We start from the raw sequence: 26,084 nt of genomic DNA, 5'->3' as shown, positions 1-26,084 counted from the left end.
TTGATCTCACATCAACGGTGTCAAAAATTCAGTGTGTGGAACAAATTTGCATTCGCAGTCACTGGCGTTTTCAGGGCTGTTGTAGACCAGGAAGTACCCCAGGCTGCGTGCGGCCGGAGACCGCCAGCATACCAATGGGTAAGGGCGGATACCGGTGTTACGCAGCCTTCGTCTTGTCGTGCCGGGCAAAATTCTTATCAATAGTTTCATTTACGAAGAGCCGAAATGAATTTAGCAAAAATGAAGGTTGGTACCCGCCTGGGCCTGGGTTTCGCCCTGGTACTGGTTCTGCTGGTGGCCGTGACCGTCCTCGGCATCGCGCGCATGGCGCAAATCCAGGAACGTCTCGATCACGTGATCAATGTCAACAACGTCGTCACCCGCCTCGTGATCGACATGCGTGGCAACGTCAGCGACCGCATCACTTCGCTGCGCATCCTGACCCTGATGACCGACGCGGGCGATATGGAACCTGAAATGGCGCGTATCAAGACGCAGACCAGCACCTATCAGGAAACGCAGAAGAAGCTCGAAGAGAAATTCGCCGTCGAGTCGACTCCTGAAGAAAAAGCCCTGTTGGCCTCGATCAAGGAATATGAAGCCGCCGCCATGCCGGCCATCGCCAAGGCATCCGCGCTGTGGATGGCCAACGATGCGGAAGGCGCCACGCGCGTGATGATCAAGGAAATCCGCCCGGTACAGAAAAAATGGATGGAAGCGCTGGAGCAGCTGGCCGTGCTGGAAGACAAGCTCAATGAGCAGATGCAATCGGACGCCCGCAAGGCCTTCGACAGCGCGCGCCTGTTCATGATCATCCTCGGCGTACTGGCCGTGGCGATGGGCGTGGCAGCGGCACTGGTGATTACCCGCGGCCTGCTGAAACAGCTGGGCGGCGAACCGGACTACACGGCATCGATCGCCGGCAGCATCGCCAATGGCGACCTGTCGATCGGCATCCACACGCAGCCTTCCGATACCTCCAGCCTGCTGGCGGAAATGAAGGAAATGCGCAACAGCCTGGTGGGCATCGTCGGCCAGGTGCGCGTCGGTACGGAAACCATCGGCACGGCCTCGCGTGAAATTGCCGACGGCAATATCGACCTGTCGTCGCGTACGGAAATGCAGGCCAGCGCGCTGGAAAAAACCGCGTCGGCGATGGAAGAGCTGACCTCGACCGTGAAACAGAATGCGGACAATGCGCGGGAAGCCAACAAGCTGGCCGCCACCGCTTCGGATGTCGCCATCAAGGGCGGCTCCGTGGTGTCGCAAGTGGTTGACACCATGAGCTCGATCAATGAGTCGGCGAAGAAGATTGTCGACATCATCGGCGTGATCGATGGCATCGCCTTCCAGACCAACATCCTGGCGCTGAACGCGGCCGTGGAAGCGGCACGTGCCGGCGAGCAAGGCCGCGGCTTTGCCGTGGTGGCGTCGGAAGTGCGCAACCTGGCCCAGCGCTCCGCTGGCGCGGCGAAAGAAATCAAGATCCTCATCGACGATTCGGCCGAGAAAACGGAACGGGGCACGCGCCTGGTCGGCCAGGCTGGCGTGACGATGGGCGAAGTGGTCGACAGCGTGCGCCGCGTGACCGACATCATGAGCGAGATCGCCAGTGCCAGCCAGGAACAAAGCGCCGGCATCGAACAGGTCAACCTGTCGATCATCGAGATGGATGGCATGACGCAGCAAAATGCCGCCCTGGTGGAGCAGGCAGCCGCCGCGGCGCAAAGTTTGCAAGACCAGGCGGCCGAACTGGCCCACGTGGTCAGCATCTTCAAACTGGTCGAAGGCGAAGAGAAGCCGGCAGCGTATGTGCCGGCTCCCGTGGCCGCCGCACCAGTGGCCGTGCGCAAGCCGGCAGCGGCATTGCGCCCGGTGAAGTCGCTGACCCGCAAGGCGGAAGCGGCCGCTCCCGTGGCCGCCGCGGCGCCACGCAAGACGGCAGGCGCCGGCAGCAATGACGAGTGGGAAGAGTTTTAAGCGCGGTCAACAGCGCACCGGAAATTGTAATTACCGTATCTGATAATCATGGGGAAGCACATGTTTGAGAATAAGCGTTTTATGAGTGTTGCAGCAGCCTTGCTGGTGTCCGTTTCTTCCGCGGCCTTTGCTGCCGAGGTGCCGGCGTCGTTCGATGCCAAGAACTGCAAGGCCGACTATCCGAAAGCCTCGCTGATGAACGAAGAGCAGGGCACCGTGTCGATGTCTTTCCTGGTCAATGCCGATGGTACTGTTGCCGATTCGAAAGTCGACAAGAGCAGCGGCTTCAAGAACCTGGACAAGGCCGCCATCAAGGCCCTGTCCGCGTGCAAGTTCAAGCCGGGCACCAAGGATGGCGCCGCAGCGCAAACCTGGACCAAGGTTGACTACGCCTGGAAGCTGGACTGATCCACGTATTGCCGGGAGCGAGGCTCCCGGCATGGCCATATCCGCTACGGGCGGCGCCTGCAAGGGTGCCGCCCGTACTGTTATGTGCGCCAGCCAACGGCACTGTCGCCGCCGATTCTGTTACCCTCGAAACATACCTTCGGGATCTCCCATTACAAGAGGCCTACCATGCAGCGCATCCTGACACTTTTTTCCCTGACCGCCAGCGGCTTGCTGCTTTCCGCCTGCGCATCGCTGGGCACGCCCGTGGGCTTGCAGGCGGGGCAGACCGTGGCCGTCGTCAATAGCCTGAGCTGGGATAATCCCCTGACGGGCAAGCGCGACGGCGTGCGCACCAGCTGGCCCATCAAGGATGGCAAGATTGCCCCTGAATATTTCCCACTGGCGCAATTGAAGCAATGCGAGGCCGGCGGCAAGCCTTGCGCCTGGGGCGTGATGCGGGCGCAGCGCAGCGCGCCCACGCTGAGCTATGTGGACGGCGGCGTGGACCTGGCCGTGAGCGTATCGACCGACGTGGCGCGGCGCCAGGATGCGCGCCAGGGCGAGACGCAAACGGCGATGGCGATTCCGCAGGATGTGGCCGCGCTGGCTGGCCGGCAACAGGTGCAGCCCAGCTGGAAATTGAAGTATGGCAAGGTCGAGCAGGTCGAGCTCGATTACGGCGTGCGCTACCAGGTGTGCGTGCAGCGCTACGATGCCGCCGGCAAGGCCATCGATACGTGCGCGATTCCGTTTATTTGAGGAAACATGCCGCACGAGTGGCTTGTGGCGGCTTTGCCACATTTCATGTTGCGGCGTGCGTCGGCGTGTAACAATCGGTAAAAGCGCAGCAAAGCTCGACGTAATTTCTTATAGTACTTAATTAAGGTAGTACATGGAATTGGTACTCGAGGAGAATTGCAATGAAAACCCTGTTGGCAGTAATTTCGCTGGCCGCCTTGGGTGGCTGCGCCGTGGCACCCCCCGGTCCCGCATATTACGGTTCGCGCGCGCCGCAGGGGGCCTACAATCCCTATGAATGGCATACGGTCTCGTCCGAGCCGGTGCAGTCGGGCCGCGTGATGAGCGCACCGCGCGTGGAATACACGAATGAGCCTGTGTACGTGCAGCAGCAGCCGGTGTACGTGCAGCAACCCGTATATGTGCCGGCGCCCGTGTACGCGCCGCAACCGTATTATTACAATCCGCCCGTGACGATCGGGCTGGACTTCATGTTCGGCTTTGGGCGCTACGGTGGACACCGCGGCGGCTGGGGCGGGCATGGACGCTACCACGGCCGCCGCTAGACTATTGCACTTGCATGCAGGACAAAGCCGGACAAGCGTTGCTTGCCCGGCTTTGTCATTTTATTAGTGGAAATAAACCGAACCCTGGTGCAGCACGTCCGCCGAACACAGGATGTACATCGCCGCCGCTGCCAGACCTATTTGCAAGGCGCCAAAGCTGATCGGGATGAGGCGGGACATGTCGTACTCCTGAGTGGTGTGAGGTGTGGTCAGGCTTTCATCATAGGATGAGTTGATGCCTTTGGGCATCGGATGAATGTCCGCCGCCATGTAGGACAACACCTCGTGCCTGGCGCCCCGCCTCGCTCTCCGGCTGCCAGAGTAACCCCCAATAAATTATTGCGATTTCTGACTTCCATAACCGGCGCTCTGCGGCGTTGCCCACTGCTAGCAGTGCTCGCACTGCGTCGCAGCGGGCGCCTTGCATAGCATCCGGTTCTGTTCGTCATAACTTCACAATAATTTCCTGAGGATTACTCAGCGGTTTTTCCAGCGCACGACAGGCTCTTCCGGCGCCGTGTCCGGCACATTCGAGATCGCCAGCCAGTGCGTCAGGCGTTCCGGGTGCTTGAGATTGATGCCCATGCCATCGATGATGCCGACCTGTTCCAGCATGCGCGCATCGATTTTCGCCTTCGACACCGTGGGCGCGCCCATGACCATGCGGTCATACGCCTTGCGCGCCTTGTGTTCCCATTTGTGCAGATTGCTTTCGTCGAAGCGGTTCGCTTCGAAATATACGGTCAGGGTGCCATCGAGGTTGCCGAAGCCGACAATGCCCGCGCCCTTGCGGATGGTGGTGGTGTTGTTGATGTCAAATTCCGCCGTGGGCACGAAAATGCCGGCGCGGCCATCGATGTCGGGACGCCCTACGGGCGTTTCCTTGCCGTAGGAACTCGTTTCGGTAATGGTTTTTTCTGCGGACATGGTGCGTGTGTGGTGGCCGTGCCGGGAGCGCAATCGGGCCCGGCAGCGCCAGTCATCCTGTTCAAAAAATGCGTGCTGATGATCAGGGCGGGGTAGGGGCCCTGGCGGAGCGATGCTTGGCATTGCTTGATACCCCGCTATTGTAGCGTCAATTTAATTCTTCTTGGCAACATTTACTGATGTGATGCTCCCGTTTTCCCATGAAAAAAGCCGCCCGGCCAGGCGGCGGAGCGGCTGTTGCGCGACGGCTTTTCAGATTCAGGCGGCTGCCTTGCGGCGCACCATGAAACCCAGCAAGCCCAGGCCCAGCTGCAATTTTTCCCCACAGCGAACGCGGCCTGCAGCGTGCTTGCAGCAAAGAATTTTTGTGACTTCGGGGGGCGTAAAAAAACCTGCACCATTCCAACAATGGTGCAGGTTTTTGCGTGTCGCAAGCGTGCGCCCCCGCCTATCGACTCGATAGGCGGGGGCAGCGGATCAGCTCAGAACGCCAGGCGGCCCTGCAGGTAGACCATGCGCGGCGCACCCACCATCTTGCCCAAGTTGCCGTCCGATGTGCGCGTAAAGTAGCGTTTGTCGCTCAGGTTGTTGACGCCGGCGACCAGCTCCAGGCCCGCCTGGCCCGGCACTTTCCATTTCACTTGCGTGTTCCAGGTGCGGAAGCCGGGAATGACGCCCAGGTTGCCGGCCGGGTTTTCCGCCACGGTGTTGGCTTCGTCCGCGAACTGGCGGCTCTGGTGGTTGCTCGACAGGTCGAAGCCCCAGGCGCCCAGCTGGTAGTGGGCGCCGACGGTATCCGTGTTGCGTGAATAGAAGGGCACGTCATTGCCCGCGTTTACGCCATCCTGCAAGGTCGCCTTCGTGTAGGTGTAGGTGGCGTAGGCATTCAAGCCGGCCAGTGGGCCGGACTTGTCGAAATGGTAGTCGATGGCCGTTTCCAGGCCCCGGTGATGCGTGGCGCCCACGTTGTAGAAGACGGCGCTTTCGCCGCTGCCGACGGACTGGATCTGGTTGTCGAACTTGATGTTGAACAAGGTCGCTTCGGCCGACAGCTGGCTACTCTTCCAGCGCGCGCCCAGTTCGGCCGTCTTGGCCAGTTCCGGCTGCAGTGGATTCTTGTCCGATTGCGAGTTCAGCTGCGTGTTTTGCACGGCGCCAAACGAGCTGTTGTAGTTGCTGAACAGGGTCACGTTGTTGTTGAGCAAGTAGGCCACGTTCAACGAAGGCAGGGCCTTATTGTTGAGCAACTCGATCTTCTGGTCGGTCGGCAAGTGGTTGAAGCGTTCCGTCTTGATGTGTTCGTAGCGCACGCCGGGCGTGATGCGCCAGGCATCGATGGCGATCTTGTCGTCGATATACACGGCTTGCGCATCGGTGGCGTTGTCGGCGAAGCGCGTCGGCTTTTGCCTTACACCGCTGGCGATGACGATATTGTAGATGGTCTCGTCGGCCCGTTCGGCCAGGTAGCGATAGCCGACGGTGATGTCCTGTGATACCTTGCCGGTCGTGAAGCGCTGCGTGTAGCGCGGCTCGATGGCCGTCGTTTCATAGTTGCGCGGCTGGCGGCCCAGGCCAGTGCGGCCAGCGTTGATCAGGGTGCTTTCGCGCGAGCTCTTGTTGTAATAGGCGCGCACTTCGAATTCCTGCGTGCTGGAAATGGCGTTCAGGTAGCCGATGTCGAAGGCCTTGCGCTCGCCGCTCCAGTAATCGGTCGGGCGCGTGTTCTGGAACGGGTCTGCCTTGTACTGGGCGGCGGTCAGGCCGCCCGGTGTACGCGACGTCACGTCGTAGTAGGACAGCTTGGCATACACCTCGGCCGTCGGGCTCAGGTCGTAGCGGAATTTGAGGGCGAAGTCGTTGACCTTCTCATCGCTGCCCACGCGCCAGTCGCTGCCGCGGATGCCGGAATACAGCACGGCCAGGCCCAGGCCGCTGTCGAGCTGGGTGCCGGCAAAGACGCTGGCCTGCGTATTGTGGCCCACTTCGCTGTACGAGTTGTAGCGTACGGTGGCGTCGCCCGTGATGCCTGGAGTGGTGGGCACGCGGCGTGTCTTGAAGTTGATGATGCCGCCCACGTTTTGCGGGCCGAAGCGCACGGCGCCGCCGCCGCGCACCACGTCGACCGTCTCGACATTGGCCAGGCTGACGGGCGCGAATGACAGTTGCGGCTGGCCATACGGCGCCACCGACATCGGGATGCCGTCCAACAAGACCGTGCTGCGCGGCGAATAGCGTCCGGCCAGGCCGCGCACGCCGATGTTCAGTGAAATGGCGCTGCCGGCGCTGCCCGAGTTGTCGCTGATCTGCACGCCGGGAATGCGGCGCATCACATCGCTGAGGCTGGTAGCGCCCGAGTTCTCGATGTCATCCTTTTGCACCACCGTGCGGGCGCCCGCGAAATTCTTCGTGCTGGCGGCCATGCTCGTGCCCAGCAGATTGCTGCTGACCTGGATGGATTCCAGGATGGGACCGGCGTCATCTGCGGTATTGGCCTCCTGTGCCTGCGCGGAAAAAGAAACGCCCAGGCAGGCGAGGGCGATGGCCAGCGCGCACGGGCGCAGCGAAAAGGGCAGTGTGAAAGGTGTGGCAGCCATGCATGGATCTCCGTAATGACAATGTTTGCGCGGGCAATCGGGCGGCGCGACAACATCGTGGCGTGGATATCCGGCGCAAGGGGATGATAATGATAATGATTCTCATTTTATCCGTCAATTGCGAATATTGCGTAGCGGCCATATGGCTGCCTGCGGGCGGAGAAGTGTTGCTGGCCCGGTACAGCGGGCGGCTTGGATTGCCGCCTGGCACCATTGCTCGAGTGCGGCGGCATTGCGCGCGCTTCTTGTATACTCCCGCTTTTGCAGCCGTCAGACGTAAACGTACAATGAGCCAGACAACTGAAACGACACCAGGCAATCCCCCCGTGGAACGCCGTCAGGGCGACCAGCCGGCAAGTGCTGCGCGCAAATTGAATCTGCTGGTGGTCGATGACAACCAGGAAGTGGGCGAATCGCTGGCCATGCTGCTCGAAGCGCTGGGCCACCACGCGGTGGTGGTGCGCAACTGGCAGATGGCCATCGAGCAAGTCAAGCTGTGCGTGCCCGATGCCGTCTACCTCGACATCGAAATGCCCGGCATCAGCGGCATCGAAATCGGCCGCCGCCTGCACCACAATCCCGAGACGGCCAACGCCGTGCTGATCGCCGTCACGGGCCACAGCCTGCCCATGTACATGGACGATGCGCTGGCCGTGGGCTTCCGCCACTTCCTCGTCAAACCCGTGCGCCTGGACGACCTGGCGACGACCGTGCAGTCGGTGCTGGCGGGCTAGGTTTTCGCGTCATCAAGCACTGCCTGGCGAGCCTTTGCCTGCCTGGGGTTAAGCTGCCCCGCTTGCACGAAAGAACTTCGTCCCGCAGGTGCCGGGATTGTCTCCCTATGCCGTGCGCAAGCATAAGCAACGGCTTCCGCATCGGGTGTCCCTCGTTGCGTTCGCACAATTCCTGTTCCGAACGTGTTGCCATTGGCTCCAGGTGATGCTGGTGCCGTGAGCAAACTGGCCAAACCTGGCGTGCGAATGCCCGGTATTTTGAAAGTTGACATTCAGGCATATTCAAATGATCATGCGAGAGTTTTATTGCTCGCTGGCAGTGTATTTGCACGGCCGGCGCATTCTCTGATATTGGTTTTTGAAGGGTGGGTATGAAATTTCTGAAGTGGTTGCTGATTGCTGTGGTGGTGCTCGTTATTGGCGTGCCATCGTTAATGGCTGCAGGCTATTATGTGCGTAACAAGATGGCCGGACCCGATGGCTGGGCAAAGGACGATGCCCTCAAGGCGTTGAAGGCGAAAATGAAAGATCCCGATTCGACGGTGATCCGCTCCTCGTATCTCGTTCACAAGCGCAAGGATAGCGAAACGATGGAAATCGTCGTGTGCGGTATCGTTGACGGCAAGAATGGCTTTGGGGCATATACCGGCGGCACGCGTTTTGTTTCCGTCAGTGCCGATCATGAAAAGCTGAACACCTTTGACACTTATATTGTCGAGATGGATGAAGCCAGCATGCAGGACAAAGAGGCGTCAAGAAAAGGGATTTCCTTGACCTCGTTCGAGGAAGTGTACTGGAATGGTTATTGTGTCGATGCGCAGCACCCTGCGCTGACGACGAAATCGTAAAATCAGGCGGCTCTGTGTGGACTGGCGGGCAGTGTTGGCTGCCTGTCCTGCCTGTGATTAATATGTGCGATGCTTGCTCGCAAAGAATCATCCTGACAACAAAAAAGGGTTACAAGCCGAAGCATGTAACCCTTTTTATTTACCACTAATTCTGTGGGGTGGCTGATGGGGCTCGAACCCACGACAACAGGAATCACAATCCTGGACTCTACCAACTGAGCTACAGCCACCACTGTCTTACTTACCTGTTTAGCTGTTTTGCTGAACAGGTGCCGAATTATACAAAGAACTCGGCAAAGTGGCAAATCTAAATGCAGTCTTTTTTAAAGAATCGAAAGATTGCATGAAAACGGTCGCTTTTGCTCCCGCCGCTCACACGGACAGGTGCGCGACGGGCGGCTGCAAGTCCAGCAAACCGGCGAAGGCTTTCGCCAGGGATTCGACCTTGGCCGTCGTGTAGCCCTGCAGTCGTGGTGCGTCGTTGTTGATGCGGCGCAAGCTTGCCGCATCGAGCAGACGGGCCAGCTGGCGCGCCACGGCGTCGCCCGTGTCCACCAGGGTGATCTGTTCCTGCGTGTGGGCGCGCACCGTGCGTTCGATGGCGTCCTGCACGAACAGGTAGTGCGTGCAGCCCAGCACCAGCGTGTCGGCGCCTTGTTCCAGCATGGGGGCGATGTAGCGTTCCAGCATGGCGCTGGTGGCGTCCTGCGGATCGGTACCCAGCTCGCATTGCTCGATGCGGTCGGCCAAGCCGATGCAGGGCTGCAAGATGAACGTGGCGCCCGTGGTGGCGCTCACCTGTTCGCGCAGGGCCAGCAGCTTGTCGCCGCGCAAGGCGCGTTCCGTGGCCAGCACTGCGATCTTGCCATTGCGGCTGATGGCGGCCGCCGGTTTCAATCCCGGTTCGACACCGACGATGGGCAGGTCGGGATAGCGCGCGCGCAGCGCCTTGATGGCGGCGATGGTGGCCGTGTTGCACGCCACCACCAGCGCCTTCGCGCCTTGCTGCAATAAAAAGGCGGTGATCGCCAGCGAACGGTCGACCACTTGCTGTTCCGTCTTGTCGCCATACGGCGCATAGCCGGAATCGGCAAAGTAAATCAAATCTTCCTGCGGCAGCTGCGCGCGGATATGGCGCAGCACCGACAGGCCGCCCACGCCGGAGTCAAAAATGCCGATGGGCGCGTCTGGGCGGGCATTGCTTGCAATAGAAGTCATATAAAGCCGAAGAAGATAAAAAAACGCCGCGCTGTGTTGCCGCGCGGCGTTAATGGTAGTGCTTGTTTAAGCAACCGTCACGGGAATCTTGCTGACGCTATTGAGTTGCTCGATCTTTGCCTGCCACTCTTTCGGGCCCGTGTTGTGCACCGAGGTGCCTTTCGCATCCACGGCCACGGTCACTGGCATGTCGACCACGTCGAATTCGTAGATCGCTTCCATGCCCATGTCGGCAAAGCCCAGCACCTTGGCGTGCTTGATGGCTTTCGACACCAGATAGGCGGCGCCGCCCACGGCCATCAGGTAGGCCGACTGGTGTTTCTGGATCGATTCGATGGCCACTGGTCCCCGTTCGGCCTTGCCGATCATGGCGATCAAGCCCGTCTTTTCCAGCATCATGTCGGTGAACTTGTCCATGCGCGTGGCGGTCGTCGGACCGGCCGGGCCGACGGCTTCGTCGCGCACCGGGTCGACTGGGCCGACGTAGTAGATCACGCGGTTCTTGAAATCGACCGGCAACTCTTCACCCTTGGCCAGCATGTCCTGGATGCGCTTGTGCGCGGCGTCGCGGCCCGTCAGCATCTTGCCGTTCAACAGCAAGGTCTGGCCAGGCGTCCACGAAGCGACTTCTTCTTTCGTCAGGGTGTTCAGGTCGACGCGCTTGGATTTTTCCGTGTCCGGCGTCCAGTGCACTTCCGGCCACGACGACAGCGATGGCGGCTCCATGTAGGCCGGGCCCGAGCCGTCCAGCACGAAGTGGCCGTGGCGCGTGGCGGCGCAGTTCGGGATCATGGCGACCGGCTTCGACGCGGCGTGCGTCGGGTGCATCATGATTTTCACGTCGAGCACGGTCGTCAGGCCGCCCAGGCCTTGCGCGCCGATGCCCAGCGAGTTGATCTTGTCGCACAGCTCGATACGCAGTTCTTCCAGCTTGTTTTGCGGGCCGCGTTGTTTCAGCTCAAACATGTCGATGTCTTCCATCAACACTTCTTTTGCCATCAGCATGGCTTTTTCGGCCGTGCCGCCGATGCCGATGCCCAGCATGCCAGGCGGGCACCAGCCGGCGCCCATGGTCGGCACGGTCTTCATGACCCAGTCCACCAGCGAATCGGACGGGTTCATCATGATCATCTTGGATTTGTTTTCCGAACCGCCGCCCTTGGCAGCCACTTTCACGTCGACGGTATTGCCTTCGACCAGTTCCATGTGCACGACGGCTGGCGTGTTGTCCTTGGTGTTCTTGCGGTCGAAGTGCGGGTCGGCCACGATGGAGGCGCGCAGCTTGTTGTCGTCGAAGTTGTACGCGCGGCGCACGCCTTCGTTGACGGCGTCGGTAACGGTGCCGCTGAAACCTTCGAAGCGCACGCCCATGCCGATTTTCAGGAAGACGTTGACGATACCCGTGTCCTGGCAGATAGGACGCTTGCCTTCCGCGCACATGCGCGAGTTGGTCAGGATTTGCGCGATCGCATCTTTTGCCGCCGGGCTTTGCTCGGCCGCGTAGGCGCGCGCCAGGTGCTCGATGTAATCAGCAGGGTGGTAGTAGCTAATGTACTGCAACGCTGCGGCGACGGATTCGATCAGGTCTTCTTGCTTTATGACAGTCATGGTGTTCTCGCGGTGGATAAGAAGGGTAAGACTTTTACTAATTAATGGTTACTGGTTGCGGCATCGGAAATGACAAAGCCCATGGCCGCCACTGGCAGCCATGGGCTTCGGGTTTAATGCGGTCGTGCCTGGTTCTGGGTTACCGTCATGATGCGGTCGGTGTACGCAATGGCCATGGCCGAAATGATGAAGACCATGTGGATCACCGTTTGCGCAATGATCACTTCCATCTTGTAGGAATTGGCATTGATAAATGTCTTCAGCAGGTGGATGGACGAGATGCCGATGATGGCCATCGCCAATTTCGTCTTCAGCACGGAAGCATTGACGTGCGACAACCATTCCGGCTGGTCTGGGTGGTCATCGAGGTGCATGCGCGAAACGAAGGTTTCGTAGCCGCCAATAATGACCATGATCAGCAGATTCGAAATCATGACCACGTCGATCAGGCCTAATACCACCAGCATGATGGTCGCTTCATTGAGCTTGGTCGGCAGGGCGCTGCCCGGCACGGCAACGGCCGTCAGCACGTGCTGCAGGGCTGCATCATTGCCGAACACGGCGCCGATCAGGTCGGACAATTCTACCCAGAAATGGAAGACATACACGCATTGTGCGAGGATCAGGCCCAGGTACAGCGGCAACTGCAGCCAGCGCGACATGAAGATGAAGGAGGACAGCGGGTGCAGCTTGGTATGTTTGGATGACGGTGGTAGGTGGTCGATCATGTGGGGTTTCCTGGGGGAGTAAATACCAATTTTTGGTATGCCCGACATTTTACACTTGCTGCTGATTACTGCGCATGGCCTTGCTCCTGATTATTAGGTTTGATGAAACATGAAGTGGTATTGAACCTTCGGCGCAGCATGCATTTTCCCAGTGAAAATACTGTACGGCGTCCCCTTGACTCCCATTGCCGAAGGCGCTTATGGTTAGCATTGATAGGGGTAAAACGCTGCATAAACGCGACATGTAAGGCGTCCGTAAGACACGGGGTCTATCGTGTTAGCAAACAATTACTACACTGGAGACAAGCATGAGCGCTACAGAAAACCAAGGGCAGGGCACGGAACAGCAGGGACCGGAAGAGTCGCGCGTATTTGACCCGTCGGCGGCGTTTGCCGCACAGGCCACCATTTCCGGCATGGACGCCTACCGCGCCATGGTGAAAGAGGCGGAAACCGACTATGAAGGCTTCTGGGCCAGGCTGGCGCGCGAAAACCTGAGCTGGAAAAAGCCGTTCACCCGCACCCTGAACGAAGACAATGCCCCCTTCTACAAATGGTTCGAAGACGGCCAGCTGAACGTATCGTACAACTGCCTGGACCGCAACATTGAAAACGGCCTGGGCGACAAGACGGCCATCATCTTCGAAGCGGACGACGGCACCGTCACCAGGGCAACATATAAAGAGCTGCACGAAAAAGTCTGCAAGTTCGCCAACGGCCTGAAAGCCAAGGGCATCGCCAAGGGCGACCGCGTGATCATCTATATGTCGATGTCCGTCGAAGGCGTTGCCACAATGCAAGCCTGCGCGCGCATCGGCGCCACCCACTCGGTGGTCTTCGGCGGCTTCTCGGCAAAATCCCTGCAGGAGCGCATCATCGATGCGGGCGCCGTGGCCGTCATCACGGGCGACGAGCAATTGCGCGGTGGCAAGAAACTGCCATTGAAATCCATCGTTGACGAAGCGCTGGCGCTGGGCGGCTGCGACTCCGTGAAAAACGTCATCGTGTATAAACGTACGGGCAGCGACTTGCCGATGGTGGCCGGCCGCGACACGTGGCTGCACGATCTGGTCGCAGGCCAGTCGGCGCAATGCGAGCCGGAATGGGTCGATGCCGAGCATCCACTGTTTATCTTGTACACCTCCGGTTCGACGGGCACGCCGAAGGGCGTGCAGCATTCGAGTGGTGGCTACCTGCTGTGGGCCGCGCTGACGATGAAGTGGAGTTTCGACATCAAGCCGGACGACGTGTTCTGGTGCACGGCCGACATCGGCTGGGTGACGGGCCACAGCTACATCGCGTATGGCCCGATGGCCGTGGGCGCCACGCAAGTGGTGTTCGAAGGCATCCCGACCTACCCGAACGCGGGCCGGTTCTGGGAAACCATCAAGAAGCACAACGTTAGCATCTTCTACACGGCGCCAACGGCCATCCGTTCGCTGATCAAGGCAGCCGACGTGGACCCGAAAGTCCATCCAGGCAACTACGACCTGAGCAGCCTGCGCCTGCTGGGCACGGTCGGCGAGCCGATCAATCCGGAAGCGTGGATGTGGTACTACAAGCATATCGGCGGTGAGAAATGCCCGATCGTCGATACCTTCTGGCAAACGGAAACGGGTGGCCACATGATCACCCCGCTGCCTGGCGCGACACCGATGGTGCCCGGCTCCTGCACCCTGCCATTGCCGGGCATCATGGCCGCCATCGTCGACGAAGCGGGCCAGGACGTGCCGAACGGCCAGGGCGGTATTTTGGTCGTAAAACGCCCATGGCCATCGATGATCCGCACGATCTGGAACAACCCCGAGCGTTTCAAGTCCAGCTACTTCCCGGAAGAACTGGGTGGCAAGATGTACCTGGCCGGCGACGGCGCCATCCGCAACAAGGACACGGGCTACTTCACCATCACGGGCCGCATCGATGACGTGCTGAACGTGTCGGGCCACCGCATGGGCACGATGGAAATCGAATCGGCCCTGGTCGCCAACCCGCTGGTGGCCGAGGCAGCCGTGGTGGGTCGTCCGGACGACACGACAGGCGAATCGATCTGCGCCTTCGTGGTGCTCAAGCAAGCGCGTCCGACGGGCGAGGAAGCCAAGAAGCTGGCCTTGGAGCTGCGCAACTGGGTCGGCAAGGAAATCGGCCCGATCGCGAAACCGAAGGAAATCCGTTTCGGCGACAACCTGCCGAAAACCCGCTCCGGCAAAATCATGCGTCGCCTGCTGCGCGTGCTGGCCAAGGGCGAGACGATCACGCAAGACGTGTCGACCCTGGAAAACCCGGCCATCCTGGAGCAGCTGAAGGAAACGTCTTAACAGACAGGCCAGTGCCTCGGGAATGGCTGTGCGCATCACCGGGGCACATCCTTCCGGCGGGCCTGGCCAAACTTTTACCCCTGGGTAAATAACTTTGGCAGTCCGTAGAATCTTTGCTATAATCTGCGGCTTCGCGACAAGCGATATGCAGTACACAATGTGAGCAAGCAAGACGCGCGCATTGCCTTCAGGAGAGATGGCTGAGCGGCTGAAGGCGCACGCCTGGAAAGCGTGTATAGGGTAATACTCTATCGGGGGTTCGAATCCCCCTCTCTCCGCCACAGACGAAAAAGAAAAAGCTACCCTCGGGTAGCTTTTTTTTCGTCTGTACGCGGAGAGAAGCAGGGCGCCTGCGCGCCCTGCGCGGGGGATTCGAAGGGTCGGGCCTACCGGCCCGGCCCTCTCCGAATCGACCAACTGCTGCCGCTGCGCGGCAGCCCCGCGCGCCTGCGGCGCGCGTTCGTGGTTCTAATTAGGTTTCGACTTGAGCTGGCTTCTACTGGGCCCAAAGCATCAGTCAATGTGCAAATGGCAGACTTGCCGTTGCCATCTCTGGCCCCCTTGACCTCGGCCCCGCTTTCTGTTGGTTTTTAATGCCAAGTTGTGCTGCTGCCGCGATACAATCGATGTTAGCTTCGCTAACCTAGAAAGTTATGCTTGGAAGCGACGATAAGCGGGTCGTCTTTGATATTACAGAATTGCTATTTATTCAACAAAATTAAGAAAGCTCGTACTTGACGGTATTTGAAATTTAAAGTCGGTTTAATGCTTTTATTATAATTTAAAGAATTTTTATGTTAGATTTATTTTTATTAAAACCTAGTGATGAAGTATTAATTGAGCAGTCCAATATGCTGCAAGCTATGGCGTGTGGAGTAGCACGTAAAAATTGTTTGTACTTAAGTGGGCCAATAACTACTGGGGAAAACTTCTTAGAGTGGTATGTAAAAATTGGTCGAGAAATTAGAAATATTTCGGAGCAGTATAAAGTTGCAATACGTTCTGATGTAATTAAGAAAAACGAGAATAAAATTATTGCAATAGCTAAAAATCTTCGAAAAAATAAGAGATGCAGCGTAATAGAGCCTGGCAGTTTATTAATGGAATCTTGGAGTCAAAAAGATTACCTGCATTTTTGGCTTCGCGTGCTTGAAGAGTTTGCGACGAGTGTGTATATGGTCGATGGGTGGCAGTTCAGTGTTGGCTGTGCAACAGAATTTCGCTATGCCACTTCAAGGGGTTTACTTATTTTTTCTGAGCGAGGAAATCCCATTACTCCTACCGCTGGAGAAATGATGATTCTGGCAGCTGCTGATAAAATAGATAAAATTTCAGCTGGCGATGAGCTATTGAATGATCTTGCAAATAACTTAAGAATGGGAAGACATTAAAACAATGAGAAGAGCTAACGCACCGATAAATTTTAGAAAAGATGAAACGCTGGATCGGCTTGCTGAGACACTAAATGTTGCTCAGTTTGTTAGCTTTTCGCCAGGTGAGGAAATTAAGCAAGAATATTGTCGAATTCTAGGTTTTGAAGCAAATCATAAATTTGAGAGCATAGCGAGTGCATTAACTACATTGTTAGATCGAAGTATTGATTGTGCCATCAATATACGTAGTTTTCGACCAGACGATCCGCGAAGTCACGAGTTTATTTATGGCATAAAAAACGTTGATGACGCGTTGGCAGCCGTATTAAGAATAGCTCATGATGGCTTTAATGTTATTGCTAATGAGACAATAAATGTAAGTGATGGCGGTGTGTCTGGAGTTATAGAGGGAGGGGTCATAGAATTTTCACCTGACGATACTCCGCGCTGTGTAGAAAAGCCGGGATTGGCTTCGTTGCCACGGGCTTGGGGGGTTAATATTTTGCAGACCGTTTACGGATTTTCCATAGATGTAGATATCGATGATTCATATCGACTTGAATTTAGTGTGCATCCAAGACCATGTGGCTGGAAACATACTCATGTCATCGGATGGGAGCTTGAAAAAACTGCCAGCAGTGAGATCATTCCGCAAATATCTTGGCCAAATAATTTTAGCCGCTTAATTGGCGACAAAGCGTATGGACTACTAATTGCAGGTGAGTTGGGCCTATCTATTCCGTTTACGACCGTAATCAGCCGGCGAGTCGCTCCATTTTCATTTGGAGCAGACACCTCTAGTGCAGAACGTTGGATTCGAACTTGTCCGCGCGAACAAGTTCCTGGTTTGTACACTACACATCACGGATGGCTCGATCCATTTACCTTGTTAGCGAACGAGGATCCAAGTGGCTCAAGTATTTCCTCTGTACTTGCTCAGCATGCCGTGCGGGCCGAATTTTCAGGCGCTTTGATCGTTGATGCTGGTGGAAATCCTCTGATTGAGGGTACTAGAGGCGAAGGGGAAGCATTGATGCTTGGATCGGTTCAGCCAGAAGAGTTACCAATAAACGTTGTTCAGGATGTTCTTTTTGAGTACGGAAAGGCATTCGGCCAGATGGGGGTAGTACGGTTTGAGTGGGTTCATGATGGCGAACGTGCATGGATAGTACAACTTCACAAGGGTGCGACATCAAGTCTCGCAAAAATTATAGTTCCAGGGGAAGCGCTCGAATGGCGTCAGTTTGATGTTTCCAAAGGAATTGTCGCTTTGCGTGCTGAGCTTGAATTATTAGGTGAGCATGATGGCTTATTATTGACGGGGCGTGTGGGCTTGACTAGCCATGTTGCAGATGTGTTGCGAAAAAATAACAAACCCGCAAGATTTTCTTGAAAAATGAAAAATTTTAATATATTTTCACTTTTTAGTGATATTTTCGTTATTGGAAGATGTTAATTTTTAATATTTTTTTATGGGAGATTTCTATGCCATATAATTTAGAAGATCGATTGGTCATCGGTGTTGCATCTAGTGCACTATTTGATCTCACAGAGTCAGATGAGGTGTTTAGAAGTAAGGGCGAAGCGGAATATAGAATTTATCAAGAAAATAAAGTCGATACTCCTTTGGATAAGGGAATGATTTTTTCATTCGTTAAGAGACTCTTATCTTTAAATGATTTAAGTGTTGATCCCGTTAAAGATCCTCTTGTAGAGGTTGTTTTACTTTCTAGAAATTCTCCTGACACAGGTTTGCGTGTGATGAAGTCAATTTCCCATCATGGGTTGGATATCACCCGTGCCATTTTTATGGAGGGGAAGTCGTCTTATGAGTACATTCCAGCGTTAAATATTTCTTTATTTTTATCAGGAAATAAAAAAGATGTTACGGAAGCTATAGCTTTAAAATTTCCTGCTGGACATGTTTTGGCGTCGACGATTGTAGACGACGCGGCAGACGATAGTTTGCGAATTGCTTTCGATTTCGATGGTGTATTGGCGGATGACGAGTCGGAAACTATTATGCATACGACAAATGATTTGGTGCAGTTTCATTCTCATGAGAAGTTGAACGTAATGCTGCCACATAACCCTGGCCCTCTAAAAGATTTTTTAGTTAAGGTTTCAAAAATTCAAAAATTGGAAGATGAGAAGAAATTATCGAACCCGGACTATAAAAATCGCTTGCGCGTGTCTATTGTTACAGCGAGAAACGCTCCATCTCACGAACGTGCATTAAAAACCTTAAAGAGCTGGGGGGTAAATGCTAATGATGCATTCTTTTTAGGTGGGGTTGAAAAGGGGCTGGTATTAGGTGTTTTGCGTCCGCATATATTTTTCGATGATCAGTCCGGTCACTTGGACTCAGCGAGCTCAGTGGTACCATCCGTTCATATCCCATTTGGGATAAAAAATAAATCGACGATTCCGGCGGTTGTCGAAATTCCGATCGTATTGAGTGAGGCAGCGGCGTAAGACATATAGTAGGAAATTTCTCTATATATTTTGCGATGAGTGCTGCGTGAAAAGTTGGAGGCAGATTCTGCAAAGAAGAATTTCTAAACTATGTCTGCGATTTTTCTTTACGCAATCCTTGTCGCTTCGCAATTCCCTCGTAGTTTCTCCAATGTATCGTAAGGCTCTCCCACAAAGTCAGGAGAGCCACTCACCGACCTGGAAAAAACCACCATGGTCGGCAACCACCAATGCGTTGCGCTGGTTCGCCACTACGCGGGTGCGCCTGCGACATCAGCCTGGAAGCAGGGGGGAAGCAGTGCTGGGAAATCGTTTGCTGCGCAAAGGCACAGCCATTGCCACGTTTATCAACGGTAAGTATGCGAATCATCAACAAGGCAATCACGCGGCCCTGTATATGGGGCAGGCGCTGGACGGTATCCTCGTCATGGAGCAGTGGACGGGCAAGCGCCCGGGCATCGTGACTTCGCGCACCTTGCGTTCCAAAGGCCAGTACAAGAATGGCTTGCATATCGACCCCAGCAACAATGCCGATGCTTTTTTCGTCATCGAATAGGGGAGTATCCATGCAACCTAAACGTTTGTTGACCGGCGCCGCCTGCTGCATTTTCCCGGCGCTCGCGCAGGCAGCCATGACTGCCTCATATGCTTGCCCGGAGAGCGTGCCTGCGGCATCGATCAGCCTGACCGGCGTACCGGCCGGCTGGACGCCGTATATCGGCAGCCCGCTCTACCTGAGCGCCGCAGCGCCGATCGATGGCGCGCCGGAGCGCAGGGGGCAGCTGGTGCCCAGCGGGGAGCGCAAAAAGAAAGGGCAAACGACGCTCAGCTACCGTCTGGAAGGCCGCTATCCGGACGGCAAGTGGCTGCAATGCGGCTACGGCGTGCATGGTGAAGTAACGCTGTCGAGGCGAATGGACGACAGTGTCAGCCTTTGCGAATTTACCTACAGGAAAGGCAGCAAGGCCGGGCAGAACGAGATCGATATCGACTGCCATTAAGTCATTTTGGCATCACCGCGCACCACCGCCCTTGGCTTCGGCCTCGATCAAGCTGAGCGCGGCACGCGACAGCAGGCCGCTGCGCGTCTCGTGCCGCGCTGCCGCATAGCGGTCGATCTTGCTCAGCACAAAGCGCGGCAGGCTGATGTTGATGCGTTCGGGCTTGCTATCGAGTTTTTCTAGGTCGAGATGGACCAGTGCCCAGATGCCACCCGCATGCTCAGGATTGGCCTGTAGAGCTTCGATCTTGCTTTGCGTTATTTCCACTGGCTCGCCCAGCTCCAGCAGTGTCTCGATGTGGCTGGTGATGGCTGTCCGGACGTTGTTGAGCGCGTCTTCCACGCTATCGCCCCACGAGTGGACGCCTTTGATATCGGGGACGTTCACGCCGTACACGCTACCTGCATCTTTAAAAATGACAACGGGAATATACATGGCCGCTCCCTGTGATTGACCTGAGCGTGTGTTTCAGCATAGTCGCTGCAATACAAGGCTTCAAATGCAAAAAAGCTCGCAGAAGCGGTTTTTTGTATTCAACAAGCAGCCTCACCAAGCCACGCATGTGCCTGTGCATGTCGGCTTACGCGTTCCGCTAACCCGACCTACGAAACTGCCGCCTGCCCACTGCTCAGACGCAAAAAAGCCCGCCAAAGCGGGCCTTCTTACTCTACAACCAAACCAAAAACTCAGAACTGGTTCATCGTATTGTCTTTACCAGCCGCCTTCAGCGCCGCTTCGCCGCTGAAGTAATCCTTGTGGTCGTCGCCGATGTCCGAGCCGGACATGTTTTGATGTTTCACGCAGGCGATGCCCTGGCGGATTTCCTTGCGCTGCACGCCGGCCACGTAGCCCAGCATGCCCTGGTCGCCGAAGTATTCCTTGGCCAGGTTGTCGGTCGACAAGGCTGCCGTGTGGTAGGTCGGCAGGGTGATCAGGTGGTGGAAGATGCCGGCTTCGCGGGCCGAGTCGGCCTGGAAGGTGCGGATTTTCTCGTCGGCGGCGATCGCCAGTTCCGTCTGGTCGTATTCCACGCTCATCAGCTGGGCGCGGTCGTAGGCGGACACGTCCTTGCCTGCCGCTTTCATGCCGTCGAAGATTTGCTGGCGGAAGTTCAGGGTCCAGTTGAACGATGGGCTGTTGTTGTACACCAGCTTGGCGTTCGGGATGACCTTGCGGATTTCGCTGACCATGCCGCCGATTTGCGCGATATGCGGTTTTTCCGTTTCGATCCACAGCAGGTCGGCGCCGTTTTGCAAGGAGGTGATGCAGTCGAGCACGCAACGTTCTTCGCCGGAACCGGCGCGGAACTGGAACAGATTGCTCGGCAGGCGTTTCGGACGCAGCAGCTTGCCTTCGCGCTTGATGATGACGTCGCCATTGCCCAGCGCGTCGGCCGACACTTCTTCGCAGTCGAGGAAGGAATTGTATTGGTCGCCCAGGTCGCCTGGCTCGTTGGTGACGGCGATCTGCTTGGTCAGGCCGGCGCCCAGCGAATCGGTGCGGGCGACGATGATGCCGTCGTCCACGCCCAGTTCCAGGAAGGCGTAGCGGATGGCGCGGATCTTGGCCAGGAAGTCTTCGTGCGGCACCGTGACTTTACCGTCCTGGTGGCCGCATTGTTTCTCGTCGGATACCTGGTTTTCGATCTGGATGCAGCAGGCGCCCGCTTCGATGAACTGTTTCGCCAGCAAATAGGTGGCTTCGGCATTGCCGAAACCGGCATCGATGTCGGCGATGATGGGCACGACGTGGGTCACGTGGCCGTCGATCTTGGCCTGGATGGCTTGCTTGGCATCGCCCTGGGCCGCGTCCAGCTGGCGGAACAGGCCGCCCAGTTCGCGGGCATCGGCCTGGCGCAGGAAGGTGTACAGCTCCTTGATCAGGGCCGAGACGGCGGTTTTCTCGTGCATCGACTGGTCCGGCAGCGGGCCGAACTCGGAGCGCAGGGCGGCGACCATCCAGCCGGACAGGTAGAGGTAGCGGCGGTCGGTGCTGTTGAAGTGCTTCTTGATCGAGATCATCTTCTGTTGACCGATGAAACCATGCCAGCAACCGAGCGACTGGGTGTACTTGGATGGGTCTGCATCGTAGGCGGCCATGTCGTTGCGCATGATCTTTGCCGTGTACTTGGCGATGTCCAGGCCGGTCTTGAACTTGTTCTGCGCGCGCATGCGGGCGGCGGACTCGGGATTGATGGCGTTCCAGGCGCTACCTTGTTGGTCTTTCAAACCAGCAACAGCCTTGATGTCGTCTTGATATTGGGACATGTGAATCTCCTAAAAAGAAAAGCTATGTTTGAGAAAATCGCCGAGTGCGCCACAACGTCTTGTCGAAGCAAACTGCATGACTAAATAGTAGGCCGATTCGCGCCGATCTTCAAGTCTTATATAAGACATATAACTTAAATTTAATCGTTCTTTTTCAACGACTTAATTATAATTTTTCAGGATGTGAAATTAATTTTCAAAAAGTGAGAGCATTAATGGATGAGTCTGCCGTTTGAAATTCCGCGATGTGAAACGCCTTTTCAGATTTTGGTGCAGCGCGACAAATCAGGGCGAAAAAAAAGCCACCCGAAGGTGGCTTGGCTCGCTGGCGGCTGATTTAACGTCCCACCGTCTGCCGCTGGTCCTTGATGAACAGCGCCGTCAGCATGCCCACCACGCACACGCCGATCACGTAATAGGCGGGGCCCAGCACGTTGTTCTTCAGCATGAGGGTGACGACTACGGGTGTCAGGCCGCCGAAAATGGCGTACGACAAGTTGTAGGAAAACGACAGTCCCGAGAAGCGCACCTGGGCCGGAAACGCTTGCACGAGCACGTAGGGCACGGCGCCGACGACGCCGACGAACAGGCCCGTCATCGCGTACAGGGGCAGCAGCAGGTCGGGGCGGCTGCCGACGGTGGTGTAGAAGAGGTACGTGGAAATGGCCAGCAGCACGGAACCGACGAAGATCACGCGCTTGCCGCCCAGGCGGTCGGCCAGCATGCCGGCGATGATGCAACCGAAAGCCAGGCACAGGGTCGCAACGGTATTGGCCACCAGCGTGGTGCGCGGCGCGATGTGGTGGATCTTTTGCAGCAGGGCAGGCGTCATCAGAATGACGACGACGATGCCGGCCGACAGCATCCAGGTCAGCAGCATCGATACGACGACGGCGCCGCGGTGGCTGCGCAGCACGGATTTCAAGGGCATTTCCGTCGCCAGGGCCTTGCGCTGCTGCATTTCCGCAAACACCGGCGTTTCATGCAGCCAGCGGCGCAAATACATGGCGCCGAAGCCGAAGATGCCGCCCAGCAGGAATGGATAGCGCCAGGCGCCATCGGTGATTTCTTGCGGCGTGTAGACGGTGTTCAAGCCCGTCGCCACCAGCGAACCGAGCAGGATGCCGACGGTCAGGCCGGCCGTCAGCACGCCGCAGGCAAAACCCGTGAAACGGCTGGGCACGTGTTCGGACACAAACACCCAAGCGCCCGGCACTTCGCCGCCCACGGCCGCGCCCTGGAAGATGCGCATCAACAGCAGCAGCAGCGGAGCGGCCAGGCCGATGGTGGCGTAGGTGGGCAGCAGGCCGATCAGCAGTGTCGGCACGGCCATCATCAGGATGGACAGGGTGAACATGCGTTTGCGGCCCAGCAAGTCGCCGAAGTGGGCCATGACGATGCCGCCCAGCGGACGCACGACGTAGCCGGCGGCGAAGATGCCGAAGGTTTGCAGCAAGCGCAACCATTCCGGCATTTCCGGCGGGAAGAACAACTGGCCGATGGCGTTGGCAAAGAAAACGAAGATGATGAAATCGTAGAATTCCAGCGCGCCACCGAGGGCGGCCAGCGACAGGGTCTTGTAGTCTTGCTGGGTGAGGGGACGCGTTGCGGCGTTGCTTGCTGCGGTGTCGGAAGTAGGCATGTGTCTCGTTCTTGTGTGTTATCGGAGATTGCCAGATCTAGCATACGCATTTCCGCCGCGTGAGTAAATGCTGTGGCAGGCGCGCGCGTAGGGGGAGCCGCCTCAGCTGTGCTTAATACAACGCCGCTATCATCAGCGTTGACTTCATTGGAAAGGACACAGTATGCATATCATGATCGTGGGCGCCAGCCGGGGCCTGGGACGCGCGCTGGTGGACGGTTTGCTCGCTGACGGCCATGCCGTTATCGGCGTATCGCGCCAGCAACCTGCCGACTTGCCCGCCGGCCAGGGCACGCAGCTGCAATGGATCGCGGCGGACCTGGCCGCACCCGCCGAGGCCGTCGAACGCATCGCGCGTGCTGCGCCCGCCGCGCTGGACGCGGTGATCTATAACCTGGGCGTGTGGGAGGAAAAGGCCTTCAGCGATGACTACGCTTTCCTCGGCGATGCGGACGACGCCATCGTCGACATGGTCAATACGAATATTACGGCAACGATATTGCTGCTCAAGCGCCTCGTGCCGCGCTTGCTTGCCAGCAGCAAGCCGCAGCTGATACTCACGGGCTCGACGTCCGGCCTGCGCCAGAGCGGCCGCCCGGAAGTGACGTTCAGCGCGTCGAAATTCGCGCTGAACGGCATTGCCGACGCCTTGCGCGAAGGTTTCCGCGAACAGGGGCTGGCCGTGACGGCGCTGCAGCTGGGCTACTTGAATACCTACGACGGCTTGTCCGTGCCGCTGGCGGACGCTGCCGCACGGGGCGAAGGCGAGCTGATTCCCGTGCATGATGTCGTCGCCGTCGTGCGCACCTTGCTGAGCCTGTCGAATGCCTCGTTCGTGCGCGAACTGGTGATGCCGGCGCTGCGCGACGAGCGTTTCTGACTCTTAAGCGTCCTTGCCGTAGACCTCGGACCAGCCGAGATGCTCTTCCAGCCATTCGTCCACTTCCGAGCTATCCATGTGCATCAGGGCGGCGCCCAGCCGCAGCTTGCCCTTGGCCAGGGCCAGCACGGCGAACACGGATTCCAGCATGACGGGATCGAGCTGGCCCTGCAAGTCGCGCGCGGCGATGGCGGGCAGTTGCGCCCAGGCATCGCGGTAGCTGTCGGCCAGCCAGTCCGGCAGAGGCGGATTGTGCTGGCGGTGGCGCTCGATTTCAATCAGGGCGATGAGCGCATAGAAATCTTCCTCGCGCGCTTGCGCGCCGCCCAGCATGGCGACGAGCTGGGGCACGGCAGCATACGAGGCGACGCCCACGTCGCCCTGGTGGTGCAACTCTTCCCATAGCTCATGCCACACGTCTTCCCCTGCCTGCATGGCCTTGAGCGCCTCGGCCACGTCGTAAGGTACGCGGTAGCCGCCTTCCAGGGTGGGCCAGAGGGGATCGTCGAGTGATAACAGCATGGTTTTCCTTGATGGGACAGCTCGGCTGAGCAAACGCGCACTATACAAGCACCCGGCGCACGCAGCGCGCATAGCCGTCAAACTCGCGCGCGTTCTGATAAGCGACGCCCGTGTCAAAATCCTTGCACCACGCTTCGTCCTCGATGTCGCCCCATTCGCTCGACCAGTGCCAGTTTGGCCGGAACGCATCTTTCAGCGTTGCATACAGCAAGGTCTGCTCGCGTCGATCCGGCAAGCTGTGACCGAGGCTGGCGGCCCAGTCTGATGCGGCTTGCCACGAGTTGTACTCCTGCTCGAACTTGTCCGGCTGCAATACCAGATGGTAATCGGGCGCGCCATCCGTGCCGAGGATCAGGCCGGCATAGCGTTCGCCCTGCCGCAAAGGGACGGGCGCGGCGGCCGATGGCGGCAGCGCCACCCGGTGAACGGCGCAGGCGCGGCCCGAGTAGGTCTTGCGAAAGTTGTACTGGGTGCCGTTATCGAAATCGTGGCTCCAGGCCATGCGGGGCAGGATGGCGTCCGCTTCCGACGACCAGTACCAGGCGTCCGGGAAGACATGGCGCAAGTTGGCGTGCAGCAGGGCCAATTCGTTGCGCGTCGGCAGGCAGGCATCGCGTGCCGCGGCCCAGTCGAGCGCGGCTTGCCAGGGCAGGGCATCGGCTTCGCCGGGCAGCAGGAACAGCCGGTAACCGGCGCCGCCAGCGTGGCCAGGCATGATGCCCGCATAGCGCTCGCCGTCAATGGCGCCCTGGTGGTTATGGCTGGCGCGCATACGCAAACATATGTTGTACATACTCGGCCTTGCCAAGTGGCACGCCGTTGTGGCGCAGGATGTTATACGCCGTCACCAGGTGAAAATAGAACTGCGGCGTGGCCCAGTTGAGCGCGTATTCCTGGCCCGTCATGTCGAAGGTCAGGCCACCGGCCAGGGCGATCGACACTGGCTGCTGCGCGCCTGCGTCGATGGCTGCACGGTCCGCCGAAGCGAGCATGGCCAAGGTGTCCTCGATCAGCACCTTGGCTTGCGACATGTTGGCGGGCGTGGCGAGCAGGGGCAGCGCTTGCTGTGTCAGTCGGCACACGGCTTCCTGCGCCTGGGTACACGTGAATTCCACCTGGCGCGCCAAGGTGTGCATATCGGGCGCCAGCCGCGCGTCGAGCAGATTTTGGGGATCGAAACCCAGCGTCTGGGCGCGTTCCTCGCCTTTATTTAACAGCGTCGTCAGGGAGCGCAGCATCTGTGCAAAGCAGGGGATGGTAATGGCGTAGACCGACATG

General features: G+C 57.7%; 25 protein-coding genes and 2 tRNA genes. 15 read left to right on the top strand and 12 right to left on the bottom strand.

Annotated features, from left to right (window positions below; translation table 11 throughout):
• Positions 1-225 precede the first annotated feature (225 nt).
• From BLT98_RS22930 to BLT98_RS22915, 4 genes are all read left to right on the top strand, one after another.
• On the top strand, positions 226-1,980 hold the full coding sequence (locus BLT98_RS22930; protein WP_244517646.1) for a methyl-accepting chemotaxis protein: 1,755 nt from the start codon (positions 226-228) through the stop codon (positions 1,978-1,980).
• Positions 1,981-2,061: 81 nt separating this feature from the next.
• Positions 2,062-2,388, top strand: coding sequence for an energy transducer TonB (locus BLT98_RS22925; protein WP_092611776.1), 327 nt, complete (start codon positions 2,062-2,064; stop codon positions 2,386-2,388).
• Positions 2,389-2,556: 168 nt separating this feature from the next.
• Positions 2,557-3,129 (top strand): hypothetical protein, encoded by a 573-nt coding sequence (locus BLT98_RS22920; protein WP_092611773.1) that lies wholly within the window; start codon positions 2,557-2,559, stop codon positions 3,127-3,129.
• Between the two features lie 161 nt (positions 3,130-3,290).
• Positions 3,291-3,674 (top strand): hypothetical protein, encoded by a 384-nt coding sequence (locus BLT98_RS22915; protein ID WP_034782540.1) that lies wholly within the window; start codon positions 3,291-3,293, stop codon positions 3,672-3,674.
• Positions 3,675-4,151: 477 nt separating this feature from the next.
• Here BLT98_RS22915 and BLT98_RS22905 read toward each other — a convergent pair whose 3' ends face one another.
• On the bottom strand, positions 4,152-4,601 hold the full coding sequence (locus BLT98_RS22905; RefSeq protein WP_034782544.1) for a hypothetical protein: 450 nt from the start codon (positions 4,599-4,601) through the stop codon (positions 4,152-4,154).
• Positions 4,602-5,083: 482 nt separating this feature from the next.
• On the bottom strand, positions 5,084-7,195 hold the full coding sequence (locus BLT98_RS22900) for a TonB-dependent receptor family protein (protein ID WP_092611770.1): 2,112 nt from the start codon (positions 7,193-7,195) through the stop codon (positions 5,084-5,086).
• Between the two features lie 287 nt (positions 7,196-7,482).
• Between BLT98_RS22900 and BLT98_RS29275 the strand changes: the two genes are divergently transcribed.
• Both BLT98_RS29275 and BLT98_RS22890 read left to right on the top strand, forming a co-directional pair.
• A complete protein-coding gene (locus tag BLT98_RS29275) occupies positions 7,483-7,929 on the top strand; it encodes a response regulator (RefSeq protein WP_170846471.1) in 447 nt (148 codons plus the stop codon).
• A gap of 371 nt (positions 7,930-8,300) precedes the next feature.
• Positions 8,301-8,777 carry a hypothetical protein gene (locus BLT98_RS22890; RefSeq protein WP_092611764.1) on the top strand — a complete coding sequence of 159 codons (477 nt, stop codon included), beginning with the start codon at positions 8,301-8,303 and terminating at the stop codon, positions 8,775-8,777.
• Positions 8,778-8,931: 154 nt separating this feature from the next.
• Here BLT98_RS22890 and BLT98_RS22885 read toward each other — a convergent pair.
• The 4 genes from BLT98_RS22885 to BLT98_RS22870 form a co-directional block, all read right to left on the bottom strand.
• A tRNA-His gene (locus BLT98_RS22885) sits at positions 8,932-9,007 on the bottom strand.
• A 142-nt stretch (positions 9,008-9,149) separates the two neighbouring features.
• Positions 9,150-9,995 carry a glutamate racemase gene (murI, locus tag BLT98_RS22880; protein ID WP_092611761.1) on the bottom strand — a complete coding sequence of 282 codons (846 nt, stop codon included), beginning with the start codon at positions 9,993-9,995 and terminating at the stop codon, positions 9,150-9,152.
• Between the two features lie 66 nt (positions 9,996-10,061).
• Positions 10,062-11,603, bottom strand: coding sequence for a fumarate hydratase (locus tag BLT98_RS22875; RefSeq protein ID WP_034784516.1), 1,542 nt, complete (start codon positions 11,601-11,603; stop codon positions 10,062-10,064).
• A 113-nt stretch (positions 11,604-11,716) separates the two neighbouring features.
• Positions 11,717-12,331, bottom strand: coding sequence for a YqhA family protein (locus BLT98_RS22870; protein ID WP_034784515.1), 615 nt, complete (start codon positions 12,329-12,331; stop codon positions 11,717-11,719).
• 308 nt (positions 12,332-12,639) lie between these two features.
• Here BLT98_RS22870 and acs point away from each other — a divergent pair, with 308 nt between their 5' ends.
• From acs to BLT98_RS22835, 8 genes are all read left to right on the top strand, one after another.
• The gene (gene acs, locus BLT98_RS22865; protein ID WP_092611758.1) at positions 12,640-14,646 is read left to right on the top strand and encodes an acetate--CoA ligase; all 2,007 of its coding nucleotides are present in this window, start codon (positions 12,640-12,642) and stop codon (positions 14,644-14,646) included.
• Between the two features lie 190 nt (positions 14,647-14,836).
• Positions 14,837-14,927 (top strand) — tRNA-Ser (locus BLT98_RS22860).
• A gap of 513 nt (positions 14,928-15,440) precedes the next feature.
• Complete coding sequence (locus BLT98_RS22855) at positions 15,441-16,037, top strand: DUF4406 domain-containing protein (protein ID WP_092611755.1); 597 nt, start codon at positions 15,441-15,443, stop codon at positions 16,035-16,037.
• A gap of 4 nt (positions 16,038-16,041) precedes the next feature.
• Positions 16,042-17,412 (top strand): hypothetical protein, encoded by a 1,371-nt coding sequence (locus tag BLT98_RS22850; RefSeq protein ID WP_244517645.1) that lies wholly within the window; start codon positions 16,042-16,044, stop codon positions 17,410-17,412.
• A 92-nt stretch (positions 17,413-17,504) separates the two neighbouring features.
• Positions 17,505-18,494 (top strand): 5'-nucleotidase, encoded by a 990-nt coding sequence (locus BLT98_RS22845; protein ID WP_092612061.1) that lies wholly within the window; start codon positions 17,505-17,507, stop codon positions 18,492-18,494.
• 213 nt (positions 18,495-18,707) lie between these two features.
• On the top strand, positions 18,708-18,851 hold the full coding sequence (locus BLT98_RS29730) for a BPSL0067 family protein (RefSeq protein WP_348272742.1): 144 nt from the start codon (positions 18,708-18,710) through the stop codon (positions 18,849-18,851).
• On the top strand, positions 18,808-19,050 hold the full coding sequence (locus BLT98_RS22840; protein ID WP_244517644.1) for a BPSL0067 family protein: 243 nt from the start codon (positions 18,808-18,810) through the stop codon (positions 19,048-19,050). The genes BLT98_RS29730 and BLT98_RS22840 overlap by 44 nt, the downstream gene beginning before the upstream one ends.
• A gap of 10 nt (positions 19,051-19,060) precedes the next feature.
• The gene (locus tag BLT98_RS22835; protein WP_139179356.1) at positions 19,061-19,495 is read left to right on the top strand and encodes an STY0301 family protein; all 435 of its coding nucleotides are present in this window, start codon (positions 19,061-19,063) and stop codon (positions 19,493-19,495) included.
• Between the two features lie 12 nt (positions 19,496-19,507).
• Here BLT98_RS22835 and BLT98_RS22830 read toward each other — a convergent pair whose 3' ends face one another.
• The 3 genes from BLT98_RS22830 to BLT98_RS22820 form a co-directional block, all read right to left on the bottom strand.
• Entirely contained in the window at positions 19,508-19,930 is a 423-nt protein-coding gene (locus BLT98_RS22830) for a type II toxin-antitoxin system HicB family antitoxin (protein ID WP_092611749.1), read from the bottom strand.
• 251 nt (positions 19,931-20,181) lie between these two features.
• Positions 20,182-21,762 (bottom strand): isocitrate lyase, encoded by a 1,581-nt coding sequence (locus BLT98_RS22825; RefSeq protein WP_034784508.1) that lies wholly within the window; start codon positions 21,760-21,762, stop codon positions 20,182-20,184.
• 337 nt (positions 21,763-22,099) lie between these two features.
• Positions 22,100-23,404, bottom strand: coding sequence for an MFS transporter (locus tag BLT98_RS22820; RefSeq protein WP_092611746.1), 1,305 nt, complete (start codon positions 23,402-23,404; stop codon positions 22,100-22,102).
• Positions 23,405-23,567: 163 nt separating this feature from the next.
• On the opposite strand from BLT98_RS22820, the gene BLT98_RS22815 reads away from it, so the two are divergent.
• Positions 23,568-24,284, top strand: coding sequence for an SDR family NAD(P)-dependent oxidoreductase (locus tag BLT98_RS22815; RefSeq protein WP_092611744.1), 717 nt, complete (start codon positions 23,568-23,570; stop codon positions 24,282-24,284).
• Positions 24,285-24,287: 3 nt separating this feature from the next.
• Here BLT98_RS22815 and BLT98_RS22810 read toward each other — a convergent pair whose 3' ends face one another.
• From BLT98_RS22810 to BLT98_RS22800, 3 genes are read right to left on the bottom strand one after another with little or no spacing between them, the layout of a single operon-like run.
• A complete protein-coding gene (locus BLT98_RS22810) occupies positions 24,288-24,806 on the bottom strand; it encodes a hypothetical protein (RefSeq protein ID WP_092611741.1) in 519 nt (172 codons plus the stop codon).
• 40 nt (positions 24,807-24,846) lie between these two features.
• The gene (locus tag BLT98_RS22805; RefSeq protein WP_092611738.1) at positions 24,847-25,578 is read right to left on the bottom strand and encodes an Lcl C-terminal domain-containing protein; all 732 of its coding nucleotides are present in this window, start codon (positions 25,576-25,578) and stop codon (positions 24,847-24,849) included.
• Positions 25,562-26,083, bottom strand: coding sequence for a DUF1993 domain-containing protein (locus BLT98_RS22800; RefSeq protein WP_092611736.1), 522 nt, complete (start codon positions 26,081-26,083; stop codon positions 25,562-25,564). The genes BLT98_RS22805 and BLT98_RS22800 overlap by 17 nt, the downstream gene beginning before the upstream one ends.
• Between the last annotated feature and the right edge of the window lies 1 nt (position 26,084).

This window comes from Janthinobacterium sp. YR213, assembly GCF_900099875.1.
GTDB lineage: Bacteria > Pseudomonadota > Gammaproteobacteria > Burkholderiales > Burkholderiaceae_D > Janthinobacterium > Janthinobacterium lividum.
Note: the sequence above shows the minus strand (reverse complement) of the source record. Positions and strands in the feature narration are given on the sequence as shown.